Annotated in this window: 11 protein-coding genes; 6 read left to right on the top strand and 5 right to left on the bottom strand. The window is 61.8% G+C overall.

Annotated elements, in window-relative coordinates; genetic code table 11:
- Positions 1-234 precede the first annotated feature (234 nt).
- The 6 genes from ilvG to ompA all read left to right on the top strand — a co-directional run bounded on the left by ilvG (position 235) and on the right by ompA (position 8019).
- Positions 235-1881: an acetolactate synthase 2 catalytic subunit gene (gene ilvG / locus I6L34_RS11655; RefSeq protein ID WP_058056254.1), complete on the top strand. Its 1647-nt coding sequence runs from the start codon at positions 235-237 to the stop codon at positions 1879-1881.
- Positions 1878-2156 carry an acetolactate synthase 2 small subunit gene (gene ilvM / locus I6L34_RS11660; RefSeq protein ID WP_005342011.1) on the top strand — a complete coding sequence of 93 codons (279 nt, stop codon included), beginning with the start codon at positions 1878-1880 and terminating at the stop codon, positions 2154-2156. Before ilvG ends, ilvM begins: the two co-directional genes overlap by 4 nt.
- A gap of 12 nt (positions 2157-2168) precedes the next feature.
- Positions 2169-3113, top strand: coding sequence for a branched-chain amino acid transaminase (locus I6L34_RS11665; protein WP_058056253.1), 945 nt, complete (start codon positions 2169-2171; stop codon positions 3111-3113).
- A 143-nt stretch (positions 3114-3256) separates the two neighbouring features.
- Entirely contained in the window at positions 3257-5098 is a 1842-nt protein-coding gene (gene ilvD, locus I6L34_RS11670) for a dihydroxy-acid dehydratase (protein ID WP_216954739.1), read from the top strand.
- Positions 5099-5101: 3 nt separating this feature from the next.
- Positions 5102-6622, top strand: coding sequence for a threonine ammonia-lyase, biosynthetic (gene ilvA, locus I6L34_RS11675; protein ID WP_216954740.1), 1521 nt, complete (start codon positions 5102-5104; stop codon positions 6620-6622).
- A 302-nt stretch (positions 6623-6924) separates the two neighbouring features.
- Positions 6925-8019, top strand: a complete 1095-nt coding sequence (gene ompA / locus I6L34_RS11680; RefSeq protein ID WP_058056250.1) for a porin OmpA — start codon at positions 6925-6927, stop codon at positions 8017-8019.
- 79 nt (positions 8020-8098) lie between these two features.
- Here the strand turns inward: ompA and I6L34_RS11685 are convergent, their stop codons facing one another.
- The 5 genes from I6L34_RS11685 to I6L34_RS11705 all read right to left on the bottom strand — a co-directional run bounded on the left by I6L34_RS11685 (position 8099) and on the right by I6L34_RS11705 (position 13947).
- Entirely contained in the window at positions 8099-9208 is a 1110-nt protein-coding gene (locus tag I6L34_RS11685; RefSeq protein ID WP_170872289.1) for a YeeE/YedE thiosulfate transporter family protein, read from the bottom strand.
- A gap of 122 nt (positions 9209-9330) precedes the next feature.
- Complete coding sequence (locus I6L34_RS11690; protein WP_058058960.1) at positions 9331-10950, bottom strand: methyl-accepting chemotaxis protein; 1620 nt, start codon at positions 10948-10950, stop codon at positions 9331-9333.
- Positions 10951-11131: 181 nt separating this feature from the next.
- A complete protein-coding gene (gene rarD / locus I6L34_RS11695; RefSeq protein ID WP_005356175.1) occupies positions 11132-12028 on the bottom strand; it encodes an EamA family transporter RarD in 897 nt (298 codons plus the stop codon).
- Positions 12029-12153: 125 nt separating this feature from the next.
- Positions 12154-12324, bottom strand: coding sequence for a hypothetical protein (locus I6L34_RS11700; protein WP_005341999.1), 171 nt, complete (start codon positions 12322-12324; stop codon positions 12154-12156).
- A gap of 126 nt (positions 12325-12450) precedes the next feature.
- The gene (locus I6L34_RS11705; protein WP_058056246.1) at positions 12451-13947 is read right to left on the bottom strand and encodes an aldehyde dehydrogenase; all 1497 of its coding nucleotides are present in this window, start codon (positions 13945-13947) and stop codon (positions 12451-12453) included.
- Between the last annotated feature and the right edge of the window lie 85 nt (positions 13948-14032).

The raw sequence follows: 14032 nt of genomic DNA on the forward strand, positions 1-14032 counted from the left end.
CATTCGCGGTAGACACCGCCCCAATTTCACAGGATTTCCGGTTGTAACTATGAACATGGCCTCCCGTTTCGTCAGCATTATTGTGGTCCTAGTGGTGATTATTATCTCACCGCTCGGGGCTCGTTTAGCTGCACGGAACAAGGGATAGACCCACCACCGGACAGAACGAAACAAGCGACCCCCGAGCCTCACAGCCCGGGGGTTTTTTTTCGACCAAAGGACAGGATTTTCCACATGAACGGCGCGCAGTTTTTGGTACAGGCTCTCAAGAAACAGGGTGTGACCCAGGTGTTTGGTTACCCGGGCGGGGCCATCATGCCGGTCTACGATGCCCTGTATGACGGTGGTCTGGCCCATCAGCTCTGCCGCCACGAGCAGGGCGCCGCCATGGCGGCGGTCGGTTATGCCCGTGCCTCCGGTCAGGTGGGGGTCTGTATCGCTACCTCCGGCCCCGGCGCCACCAATCTGGTAACCGGTCTGGCGGAGGCGCTGCTCGATTCGGTGCCGCTGGTGGCCATCAGCGGTCAGGTGCCCTGTTCTGCCATCGGCACCGATGCATTTCAGGAGGTCGACGTGCTCGGCATGTCTCTCTCCTGCACCAAGCACTCCTTTATGGTGACTGATGCCGCCGATCTGGGGCGTGTACTGGCAGAGGCTTTCGCTATCGCCACCGAAGGTCGCCCCGGCCCTGTGCTGATCGATCTCCCCAAGGATGTGCAGTTGGCCGCCGTGCCTGCCCAGAGCCCGCTGTTTGCAGTGGAAGAGTCGGAGGTGCTCAACCCCTCGGAGTTGGCCGCAGCCCATTCCCTTATCGCTGCCGCCGAGCGCCCGGTGCTTTACGTCGGTGGCGGGGTGGGCATGGCCAATGCCGAGCAGCAACTGCGCGACTTTGCCGCCGCAACCGGTATACCTGCGGTCACCACCCTCAAGGGGATCGGCGCGCTCGACCCCGATAGCCCCGTTTATCTGGGCATGCTCGGCATGCACGGCACCAAGGCGGCCAACTATGCGGTGCAGCAGTGCGACTTACTGCTGGTGGTGGGTGCCCGTTTCGATGATCGGGTGACCGGCAAGCTGGAGGAGTTCGCCCCCGAAGCCAAGGTGATCCATCTCGATGTAGATGCCGCCGAGTTCGGCAAGCGCCGCGCCGCCGAGGTGGGTATCACCACGGATCTCAAGCAGGTGCTGCCCCGCCTCGCCATGACTCTCGACATCGCCCCTTGGCGTGAACACTGCGCCGCCATGGCCCGCGAATATGCGTTTCGCTACGACCATCTGGGGCAGGCCATCTATGCGCCGGCCCTGCTCAAGCAGCTCTCCGCCCGGCTGCCGGAGAGCAGCGTGGTGGCCTGCGACGTGGGTCAGCACCAGATGTGGGTAGCCCAACACATGCGCTTCACCAGCCCGCGCAACCACCTCTCCAGCGCCGGCCTCGGCACCATGGGCTTTGGTCTGCCCGCCGCCATCGGCGCCAAGATGTCGCGCCCGGAGGATGAAGTGGTGCTGGTGAGCGGTGACGGCTCTTTCATGATGAATGTGCAGGAGCTTGGCACCATCCGCCGCGCCCAGCTCAAGGTGAAGATGGTGCTGCTGGATAATCAGCGTCTCGGCATGGTGCGCCAGTGGCAGGAACTGTTCTTCGACGGCCGCTATAGCGAGACCATCCTCTCCGACAACCCCGATTTCGTCGCCCTGGCTGCCGCTTTCGGCATTCCGGGCGAGACCATCACATGCAAGGAGCAGATAGCCGGCGCCCTCGATCGCCTGCTGGCAAGCGAGAGTGCCTACCTGCTGCATGTGGCTATTTCAGAGGAAGAAAACGTCTGGCCCCTGGTTCCGCCGGGAGTCGCCAACCACCAGATGATGGAGCAACGCCCATGAACCCGCACACCCTTGCCCAGCCAGCATTTGCACAGCACACCCTGCATATCCATGCCCAGCCCAGACCCGAAGTGATGGAGCGGGTGTTGCGGGTGGTGCGCCACCGCGGCTTCAATCTCTGCGCCTTGAATATGGAGCAGGATTGCCAACAGCTGCGGATCACGGTTACTGTCGAGTCGGTGCGTCCCATCCAGCAGTTGTGGAGCCAGCTGGTGAAGCTGGTGGACGTCTCCCGGGTCGATGCACTGGAACAGCAACCCCGGATCAGAGCTTAAGGAGCAAAGCCAATGTCACAGCCTTCCCAATCCGCCACTCACCCGCAATACATCTGGTTCAACGGCAAACTGGTGCCCTGGCAGGATGCCCAGGTACATGTGATGAGTCACGCCCTGCACTACGGCTCCTCGGTGTTCGAGGGTGTGCGTGCCTACGATTCCCCCAAAGGCACCTGCATTTTTCGTTTGCAGGAGCACACCCGCCGCCTGTTCGACTCCGCCAAGATCTACTGGATGGACATCCCCTACAGCGAGTCCGACGTGAATGAAGCCTGCCGCACCGTGGTGCGCGAGAACGGCCTGAAGAGCGGCTACCTGCGCCCGCTGGCCTTTGTCGGCAACGTGGGGCTAGGGCTGCATCCACCGCTGGATGCCAAGGCCGACCTGATGGTGGCCGCCCTGCCGTGGGGTGCCTATCTGGGGGAAGAGGGGCTGAAAAACGGGGTGGATGTCTGCGTCACCTCCTGGAACCGACTCGCTCCCAACACTATTCCCACCGGCGCCAAGGCGGGCGGCAACTATTTGTCATCCCAGCTGATCAGCCGCGAAGCCAAGCGCAACGGCTTCGCCGAGGGGCTGGCGCTGGATGTGAACGGCTACCTGAGCGAAGGGGCGGGGGAGAACCTGTTCCTGGTGAAGAACGGCGTGCTGTTTACCCCGCCCGCTACCGCTGCCATCCTGCCCGGCATCACCCGTGACACCATCATGACGCTCGCGCGTGACTTGGGTTACGAGGTGCGTGAGCAGGCGCTGCCCCGCGAGGCGCTCTATGTCGCAGACGAGATCTTCATGACCGGCACCGCCGCCGAGGTGACCCCGGTGCGCTCCGTTGATCGAATGAAGGTGGGCGCTGGCAGCCGTGGCCCGGTGACCGAGCAGCTGCAGAACGCCTTCTTCGGCCTGTTCAATGGCAAGACCGAAGACAAGTGGGGCTGGCTGACCCCAGTCAACGACTGATGAGAGAGGGGAGGCGTCATGCCTCCCCGAGTCGCTTCCGGTGAGCGCTTCCCAGAGGAGTCTTCACCAGGATCGATTCTGATCCACTCGTATCATCACCGCATAACGCATCGAGCCCATATGGGCATTCAGGGAGTAGAGACATGCCGAAGTTGAGATCCGCCACCACCACCCACGGACGTAACATGGCCGGGGCCCGTGCCCTGTGGCGTGCCACCGGAATGACCGATCAGGATTTCGGCAAACCCATCATCGCCGTGGTCAACTCCTTCACCCAGTTCGTACCGGGCCACGTCCACCTCAAGGATCTGGGCCAGCTGGTGGCGCGCGAGATCGAAGCCGCCGGCGGCGTCGCCAAGGAGTTCAACACCATCGCCGTGGATGACGGCATCGCCATGGGCCACGGTGGCATGCTTTACTCCCTGCCATCGCGAGAGCTGATTGCCGACTCGGTGGAGTACATGGTCAACGCCCACTGCGCCGACGCCATGGTCTGTATCTCCAACTGCGACAAGATCACCCCGGGGATGCTGATGGCTGCCCTGCGCATCAATATCCCGGTGATCTTCGTCTCCGGCGGCCCGATGGAAGCGGGCAAGACCAAGCTCTCCGACCAGATCATCAAGCTGGATCTGGTGGACGCCATGATCCAGGGCGCCGACCCCAAGGTGTCGGATTCCCAGAGCGAACAGGTTGAGCGCAGTGCCTGCCCTACTTGCGGCTCCTGCTCCGGCATGTTTACCGCCAACTCCATGAACTGCCTGACCGAGGCGCTCGGCCTCTCCCAGCCGGGCAATGGCTCCATGCTGGCGACTCACGCCGATCGCGAGCAGCTGTTCAAGCTGGCGGGTCAGCGCATTGTGACCCTAGCCAAACGCTGGTATGAGCAGGATGACGAGACCGCCCTGCCGCGCAATATCGCCACCAAGGCGGCGTTCGAGAACGCCATGGCGCTCGATATCGCCATGGGCGGCTCCACCAATACCGTGCTGCACCTGCTGGCGGCGGCGCAGGAGGCGGGCGTCGACTTCACCATGGCCGATATCGACCGCATGTCCCGCAAGGTGCCCCAGCTCTGCAAGGTTGCGCCCTCCACCCAGAAGTACCATATGGAAGATGTGCACCGCGCCGGTGGCGTGGTCGCCATTCTGGGTCAGCTGGAAAAAGCGGGTTTGGTGCATGGCGATACCCGTACTGTGCTGGGCTGCACCCTCGTCGAACAGCTCGATGAATATGACGTCAGCCGCCAGCCGAGTCAGGAGGTGGTGGACTTCTACCGCGCCGGTCCGGCCGGCATTCGCACCACCAAGGCGTTCAGTCAGGATTGCCGCTGGCCGGAGCTGGATCTGGACAGAGCCGAAGGGTGCATCCGCTCGCTGGACAACGCCTACAGCCAGGAGGGCGGCCTCGCCGTGCTTTCCGGCAACCTCGCGATCAACGGCGCCATCGTCAAGACTGCCGGGGTGGATGAGGAGAACCTCACTTTCCGTGGCCCGGCCCGGGTATTCGAGAGTCAGGAGAGCGCGGTGAACGGTATCCTCGACGGCACAGTGAAAGCGGGCGAGGTGGTGGTGATCCGCTACGAAGGGCCGAAAGGGGGCCCGGGCATGCAGGAGATGCTCTACCCCACCACTTATCTCAAGTCCATGGGGCTCGGCAAGGCGTGCGCCCTCATCACCGATGGTCGCTTCTCCGGCGGAACTTCGGGTCTCTCCATCGGCCACGTCTCGCCGGAGGCCGCTTCCGGCGGCACCATAGGTCTGGTGGAGGATGGCGACATCATCAGCATCAACATCCCGGCCCGCAGCATGGTGCTGGAGGTGGCTGACAGCGTGCTTGCTACCCGCCGCGTCGCCGTGGAAGCCCGTGGCTGGAAGCCGCTCGATCGTCAGCGTCAGGTCTCCTTTGCCCTGCGCGCCTATGCCATGTTCGCCACCAGCGCCGATAAAGGCGCGGTGCGCGATCGCTCAATGCTGGGGGAATAAATCATGGTCTCTGCGGCGGATTATCTACGCAAGGTGTTGCTCTCCCCCGTCTATGAGGCGGCGCGGGTCACCCCCTTGCAAACCCTGAAGAAACTCTCCGAGCGGCTCGGCAACCACGTCAGCCTGAAGCGGGAGGATCTCCAACCGGTCCACTCCTTCAAGCTGCGCGGTGCCTACCACAAGATCGCCACCCTGACCGAGGAGCAGAAAGCGCGCGGCGTCATCGCCGCCTCTGCTGGCAACCACGCGCAGGGGGTCGCCCTCTCGGCCGCCAAGCTCGGTATCAAGGCGATCATCGTGATGCCCAAGACCACGCCGGACATCAAGATCGACGCGGTGCGCCGGCAGGGAGGCAACGTCATGCTGTTTGGCAACAGCTTCGACGAGGCCTACGGCGAGAGCCGCCGCCTCGCCACGCTGGAGGGCTATACCCTGATCCCGCCGTTTGACGACGTCGAGGTGATCGCCGGGCAGGGCACCATCGGCAAGGAGCTGCTGGAGCAGGATACCCACCTCACCCATGTCTTCGTGCCGGTGGGCGGTGGCGGCTTGGCCGCCGGGGTGGCGGTCTATATCAAGCAGTTGCTGCCGGATGTGAAGGTGATCGGGGTGGAGGCGGAGGGGTCCGCCTGTCTCAAGGCTGCCATGGCAGCGGGCGAGCCGGTCAATCTGGAGCGGGTCTCGCTGTTTGCGGACGGGGTGGCGGTCAAGCGCATCGGCGAAGAGACCTTCCGCCTGTGCAACCAGTATCTGGACGAGGTGGTGACCGTCTCCAACGACCAGATCTGCGCCGCGCTGAAAGATATCTTCGATGACTGCCGCGCCATCGCCGAGCCGTCGGGTGCCCTGTCGCTAGCTGGCCTCAAGGCCTACAGCGAGCGGGAGCAGGTCAGGGGTGGCCGGATGGCGGCCATTCTCTCCGGTGCCAACGTCAACTTCCACAGCCTGCGCTACGTGTCGGAGCGCTGCGAGATCGGCGAGAAGCGCGAGGGCATGCTGGCGGTGACCATCCCCGAGCGCAAGGGGGCCTTCCTCGACTTCTGCCGTCAGCTCGGGCCGCGCATGGTGACCGAGTTCAACTACCGCTATGCCGATGCCGAGCAGGCGTCGCTGTTCGTCTCGGTGCGCCTCACCGGCGGTGATGAGGAGCTGGGCCAGATCATCGATCAGCTCGGCGGCAACGGCTACCCGGTGGTCAACATGACCGAGAGCGAACTGGCCAAGAATCATGTGCGCTACATGATTGGCGGCCGCCCGGCCCGGCCCCTCGGTGAACGTCTCTACAGCTTCAAGTTTCCGGAGCAGCCTGGTGCCCTGATGCGTTTCCTCGAGACCCTGGGCTGTCGCTGGAACATCAGCCTGTTCCACTACCGCAACCACGGTGCCGACTACGGCCGGGTGCTCTGCGCCTTCGAGCTGCCGGACGAGGACGTGGCCGCCTTCCACGACTACCTGCGGGAGATTGGCTACCGTTGGAAAGAGGTGAGTGACGACCCCGCCTACCGGCTGTTTCTGGCCAGTTGAGCAAGGGGGGCTTCAACAACTCATCAGGAGGGAGGCGTTATGCCTCCCTTTTCTATTGCTGCGTGTGGATAGGTCCACTCCGTACGACGCAACGTCATGGTTTAACTGGCAAAACAGTGTGAATAGGTACACAGGTGATTTTTACGCCGGATATTGCTGGCAAGCTCACACTCCTGATGGCTTGGTCATTTGAGGCTGCGTTCGGATGGGATACCCTGAATAGCGGAGAGGCCGCCTGACGGCTTCACACAGGGAAAGTGCGCACTCAGGCGCCCATAACGACTTATTGCAGAGGCGAAAATATGAATAAATCCATGCTTGCCGTATTGGTCAGTGGTTTGCTGGCGGCCGGAGCCGTGCAGGCCGCCGCTCAGGACAATACCTGGTATGTCGGTGGCAAGGCCGGTTGGTCCAATTACTATGGCGTTGACCACAACCAGTATGCCGAGTCGATTGCCCAGACGCTGGGTAATACCAGCGAGAACACGGATGATCTGGGTCTGGGCCTGTTCGCCGGTTACCAGCTCAACCCCAACCTGGGTTTCGAGCTGGGTTATGACTGGCTTGGCAAATACGACACCACTTCGGGCACTGGCGCCAATACCCTCAATACCGAAGCCAAGAGCCAGATGATTCAGGCCACCATGAAGATCAGCTTCCCGGCAACAAATGTGCTCGATCTTTATGGTCGACTGGGCGGTGCTTATGCCTGGACGGATAGCGAGATCAGCTTCGCCAATAGCAGCGAGACCGGCAAAAAGCATGGCGCCGCCTTCGTTGGTGCGCTGGGTGCCGAATATGCCATCGATCGTGACTGGGCCGCCCGTCTGGAGTACCAGTACACCACGCCGCTGGGAGATGCCTCTCTCGATCGCTCCGGTATCGAGATGGATAACGGCCTGATTTCGTTCGGGATGCTCTATCGCTTCGGTCAGCAAGGTGGCGAGGTCGTAGCACCGGCTCCCGCTCCGGCCGCCGAACCGGCACCTGTAGCCGTGGTTGAGCCCAAGACCTTCAGTCTGAGTTCCGATGTGCTGTTCGAGTTCAACAAGGCGACCCTGAAACCGGCTGCCAATCAGGCGCTCGATGCCCTGTTCAGCCAGATTGTGGCGGCCAATCCGAAAGATGGCGTCGCAACTGTCATCGGTTATACCGACCGCATCGGCTCCGACAACTACAACCTGGCCCTCTCCGAGAAGCGTGCCCAGAGCGTGGCCAGCTATCTGGTATCCAAAGGCTTGTATGCCGACAAGGTTCGGGTCGAGGGGCGTGGCAAGGCCAATCCGGTCACTGGCAACAGCTGTGCCAGCCGCTCCAAGCAGGAGCTGATCGCCTGTCTGGCACCGGATCGCCGGGTAGAAATCCATCTGGAAGGGGTCTCCCAGCCTGTCCAATAAGCAGAGCAACGGGATCGATAAATGTAAAAACGGGAGGCTTGGCCTCCCGTTTCTTATGGGGTGTTTACGATGTCGTGCCTCAGAGCCCGAACAGCGGGCGCAGGCGAATGCCGATCAGGCTGCCCGCGAGGGCCATCAGCATCCAGACCCAGCCGTGCAGGCTGCCAGAGGCGGTGCCATCGAAGAAGCCGCCGAGGTTGCAGGCGGCGTACATGGCGCCCATCCCCATCAGCAGACCGCCGATGATTGAGGCCAGACTGTTGCCGAGTCGCATCGGGGCGAAGTTGCCGCCACCGCTCAAACAGCGCGCCAGCATGGCCCCCAGAATGCCGAGCCAGAACATGCCGACCATGGGATTGATGAAGAGTGGCTGGGCCAGCTTGGGGTTGCCCTCGAACAGGCCGAACAGGGAGGCGCCGCGCAGTGCCATGTCATAGACGGCGCCGGTGATGGTCCAGGCCGAGCCGTGCAGGGCGACCACGGACGAGTTGAGCAGAGCTATGATGATGCCGCCGGTCAGCACGGTGAAACGGCCATCGCGCCAGAACAGATTGCCGCCGCTGAAGAGGGGCTTGAGTTCGCCGGTACGCTTGAGTTCGCTGTTGCGAAACAGCAGGAATAGCGCGGCGACTAGCGCCAGGTTGAGCAGCATGCCGCTCCAGATATTGCCGGTCAAATCCTTGGCCAGCACCACATGGCTGGAGAAGGTGGCCTCCAGTTCGGGGCGGAACTGGTTGCTGATAAGGGTGCCGATGCCGTAGCAGATCAGCACCAGCCAGAAGCGGGGTTGTCCCTCGCCGCAGCAATAAAGAGTGCCGGTGGCACAGACGCCAGCCAGCTGCATGCCGATGCCGAACAGGAAGGCTCCGACGATGAAGGGAATGCCGATAGCCATCACGTTACCCACCATGGCATCGCCAAACAGGGCGTGGCTAAAGGAGAGGAAGGTGGTGAACAGCAGAATCTCGATGGCGATGGTGAGCAGGTGAACCCGTACGTAGTAGCTGTTGCGTTTGGTCAGCATTTCGCGCCAACCGAATACGATGCCGAAGCGACTGAAGGAGAGGGTGAAGCCGAAGCCGAATCCGATCAGGGCCATCAGAGCCCATTTCATACCAAAAGTATTGCCAAGCCAGATTAACGCTCCCCCCGCGATTGCCACGATGGGGAGCGACCATTTTCGAGTCATGTCAGTTGATCCTTGCAGTTGGTTTTTAGAGGGGCGGATCCTATTCCCTCATGGAGTCTAATGCTACCCATTTAACCAGTGCAGAGAAAAAGAGGAGCGCTGACTCCCGTCAGCGCCGGGGATCAATGGCGGGTGGTGTCGAGATGGAAGTGGTGAGTCTGTCTGGTCAGGATGCGGGCGTGCTGGGCGACCATGGTCGCCTCTTCGGCGGCCTGACTAGCGCTCTGGTTGGCCTCGGCCGCCAACCGCGACATCTCGCCGACCTGATGGTGGATCCCTTGTATCAGCCGGGTCTCATCGCTCATCAACTGATCGACCTGAGCGATGCGCTGGTTGATCTCCTCGCAGCTCTGCGCGATCCGGGCGACGCTCTGGCGCGCTGTCATCGTATGAGTGACCGCCTGTTCGACCCGGGCCAGCTCGGTATCCATCTCGCTGGCGGCGCGCAGGCTGACATCCTGGATCTTGCCGATGATGGTGTTGATCTCGGTGGTGGCGCTGCCGGTGCGGGTCGCCAGCGAGCGTACTTCATCGGCCACCACGGCAAAACCGCGTCCCTGTTCGCCTGCCCGCGCCGCTTCAATGGCCGCGTTCAGCGCCAGCAGATTGGTCTGCTCCGCAATATCGTGAATGGCGCCCGCCAGCCCGGCAATCTGCTGCGAGAGGCCAGCCAGATCCGAAATGGTATGGGAGACCTGCTTCACTCCCGTGACTTGCTCCCCGATCACCTGTTCCACGGTGTGGATGGCGAGTGTCGCCTCTTGTGCCCGCTCTGCTGACTGCAGGGTTTGCTCCCCCACCTGATGCAGCTGGCTACCCGCCTGTTCAATGGAGTGGGTGAGCTGTTCGATGGCCTGTTCGATATGGTGGGCCGCCCCGACCTGTGCCTGACTGTCATCGGTGTGCCGTTGTGCCATGGCGGTCAGGCTGGTGGCGCGATCATCCAGCGTACTGGCGCTGCGCTGCAGCGACTCCACCAGGGTTGCCAGCTGGTCACGCATGGCCCCGATCTGGCGGATCAGCTCGCCGATGGCGTCGAGGCCCGGCTCTGGCATGGGGCGGTTCAACTCCCCTTCGGCGATGGCGGCGGTGGCCTTGCCAGCGGCCAGCAGCCGCTGTTGGGTGGGGCGTCCCAGCCAGAAGATGAGCCCAGCCCCCAGCAGTGCGGCGCACAACAGCAGTCCGTAGCAGAGTCGGGTGGTGTTGGCGAGATGGGCCATCTGCTCGGCTGCATACTCGTTGCCGCGGATGACGGTGGCGTCCACCCCTAGCCGGTGGGCGTTATAGAGGGTGTGCAGGCGCGTCGCAATCGTGCCCGCCTGTGCCAGATCCCCCGCCTTTATGGCGGGGACAAACCTGTCGTTGAGCAACTGCCAGAACAGCTCCCCCTGCACTTTTTGCTCCCCCAGCAGCAGCTCCCTGAGGGGCTCGTTCAGGCTGCTCTCTTGCCAGAAGCGGTTGCGGCTCTCGAACTCTTGCTGCAGCCGGGCGAGGGTTTGCAGCAGGGCCTCCCGCTCCTCCGGTTTGGCATGGAGCAGGGTGTAGACCTGCAACTGGGATTCGATGAGGTAGAGGGGCGGCGGCAGAATATCGGCTACCACATCCTTCCCCTGTCCCATCTGATCGGCTGCGCTCCGGACCGAATAAAGCCCAAAAAAGCTGATGGAGATCAGCGTGATAATGACCATGATCCCCAGAATCTGACCAAAAAGCAGGGATCTGTCGTGAATGTGCTTGAGCATGTTGCCTCCATTCGGCTCCGTTCCATGGATAGCATAGCTCTCTGGCGGGATAGTGAGACTCGGGTGTGGTCTGTTGATGGTCAGTCGGCTCTGGAGAAGGGGGAGTAGCAGTCTGAAAACCGCCGGTGGCACGAAAAAGAACCCCGGCTGATGAGCCGGGGTCGATGGTGGTGAGGCGGTGTCAGGTCCGGCTTGGCGCGGCTTTGCCGCTGCGCAGCCCATCCAGACTGAACAGCACCAGCGCGCTCCAGATGCAGGCAAAGGTGAGCAGTTTGTCCATCGCCAGCGCTTCCCCATAGAGGGTGACCGCGAGGATGAACATCAGGCTGGGGCCTATGTACTGGAAGAAGCCCAGGGTGGAGAGCTTGAGCCTGGTTGCGGCGGCGGTGAAGCAAAGCAGGGGGGCCGTGGTGACGGCGCCTGCGGCGATCAGCAGCAGGTTGAGGTGCCAGTCGTTCTGGGTGAGATGGCTGGTGGGGCTGTCGGCAAAGCCCCACAGATAGATGGCCGCTGGCGGCAGCATGATCATGGTTTCGATCAGCAGACCGGTGAGGGCATCGAGGGCCAGTTTTTTGCGCACCAGCCCATAGATGGCAAAGCTCGACGCCAGCACCAGCGCAATCCAGGGCAAGGAGCCAAAGGCGATAAGCTGGATCGCCACGCCGGCAAAGGCCAGAGCCACCGCCCACCACTGCAGGCGGCGCAGCTTCTCGCTCAGAAACACCATTCCCAGCAGCACGTTGAACAGCGGGTTGATGTAGTAGCCGAGGCTGGCATCCAGCATATGGCCGTTGTTGATGGCCCAGATGAACAGCAGCCAGTTGCCGCCGACGGTAACCGAGGTAAACGCCAGGGTGAGCAACACTTTTGGCTGGCGCAGCACAGCCTGCACCTTGTGCCACTGGCGCCCTGCCAGGGTGAGTACCATCAGCAGCACACAGGACCAGATCATCCGGTGGGTCAGGATCTCGGCGGCCGGAACGGCAGAGATGGTCTTGAAATAGATGGGGGCTATGCCCCAAAGGGTATAGGCGCACAGGGCGTAGATGACGCCCTGACGCTGGATCTGTTGTGGCATGCGGATGACCTTTACTGAAGTGTTGGATGCGTGAAAACATCGCAAAAAATCAGTGTAGCGATCCTTTTGCGGGGAAAGAAGCGAATAAACGACGTTTGAGGGAAAGGAGGTGTGTTGCTGGTCGGTCAGCCTTTACCGCGGCGGATCTTGTCGACGTCCATCAACAGCCACAACATCAGGGCGATGGCGGAGATCCAGGGGCCCCAGGTCACGTAGGCCTCGCCGTGCCCCAGCACGAAGAACAGCAGGGGCAAACCGATCACCAGAAAAAGTACGCTTCCCAGAAAAAATAGCATTTTTGTCTTTATATTTAACATGTTGGCTTTTTTATCATTATAAGGATTGAGCCCGGTGATGGAAGGCCAAAAATGCAAAAGGGGGATTTCTCCCCCTTTTTGATCCGATAGTGCTGCTTTGTCGTGTTATTCCAGCTGAATCCAGGTGCTTTTCAGCTCGGTGTACTTCTCCAGCGCATGAAGTGACTTGTCGCGGCCGTTGCCGGACTGTTTGAAGCCGCCAAATGGCATGGTCATGTCACCACCGTCCCAGTTGTTGACGAACACGGTGCCAGCGCGCAGGGCGCGGGAGCCTTTCACCGCCTTGTTGAGATCCGCCGTCCAGATCGCCGCCGCCAGCCCATAGTCGGTATCGTTGCCGAGCGCAATGGCCTCTTCCAGGGTATCGAAGCCGGTCACTGCCAGCACAGGGCCGAAGATCTCCTCGCGGAAGATGCGCATTTGCGGGGTCACGTCGTCAAAGATGGTGGGTTCGATATAGAAGCCGCCACTCTCCATATTGGTGCGGTTGCCCCCCAGCAGCAGCTTGGCCTCCTCCTGCTTGCCAATCTCGATATAGCGCAGCACCTGCTCCATCTGGATGTGATCCACCATGGCGCCAATACGGGTCGCAGGGTCGAGCGGGTTGCTCGAGATCCACTCGCGGGCATGGGCCAGCAGTCGCTCCATAAATTGTGGCTTGATGCTGTTTTGCACCAGCAGGCGAGAGGCGGCGGTACACACCTCGCCCTGGTTGTAGAAGATGGCGCCAGCGGCGCTCTTGGCCGCGGCGTCCAGATCCGGTGCGTCGGCCAGTATGATGTTGGGGCTCTTGCCGCCGCACTCCATAAAGGCGCGCTTGAGGTTGGACTTGCCGGAGCACTCCACCAGATGTTTGCCGATCTTGGTGGAGCCGGTGAAGGTGATGCAATCCACATCCATATGCATGGCCAGCGCCTCGCCCACGGTATGGCCAAAGCCCGGCAGCACGTTGAACACGCCGTCCGGAATACCCGCCTCCTTGGCCAGACCTGCGATACGCAGGGCGGTCAGGGGGGATTTCTCGGAAGGCTTGAGAATGACCGAGTTGCCGGTAGCGAGCGCCGGGCCGAGCTTCCAGCAGGCCATCACCAGCGGGAAGTTCCAGGGCACGATGGCGGCAACCACCCCGAGCGCTTCGCGGGTCACCAGCGCCAGGGCGGATTCTTCGACCGGGGCGACCTGATCGTAGATCTTGTCGATCGCTTCGGCGTTCCAGGCGATACAGTTGGCGGCGGCGGGGGCGTCATAGCCCATGGCATCGCCGATGGGTTTGCCCATATCCAGCGACTCCAGCAGCGCCAGCTCAACCTTGTTGAGGCGCATCAGCTCGGCGAAACGCTGCATGATCTGTTTGCGCTGTTTCGGCGGCAGGCCGCTCCAACGCTTGTCGTTGAAGGCGTCACGGGCAGCCTGCACCGCCAGTTCGGCATCGGCGGAATCGCAGGCCGCCACCTTGGTCAGCAGCTTGCCGTTGGCCGGGTTGATGCAATCGAAGGTGGCGCCATTGACGGCATCCCGATAGCTGCCGTTGATAAAGGCTTGCGAGGGCAGGGTCAGATGGGCGGCCTTGTGTTGCCACTGGGCCAGGGTCAGGTCACTCATGTTCACTCCTTGAACCGGCAAAAGTCAGTTTCCGCGTATCAATATGCTAAACATCCTGCCGCTTGTAAATCCACCTTGTAACAAT

It is taken from the genome of Aeromonas sp. FDAARGOS 1404 (assembly GCF_019047085.1).
GTDB lineage: Bacteria > Pseudomonadota > Gammaproteobacteria > Enterobacterales > Aeromonadaceae > Aeromonas > Aeromonas veronii.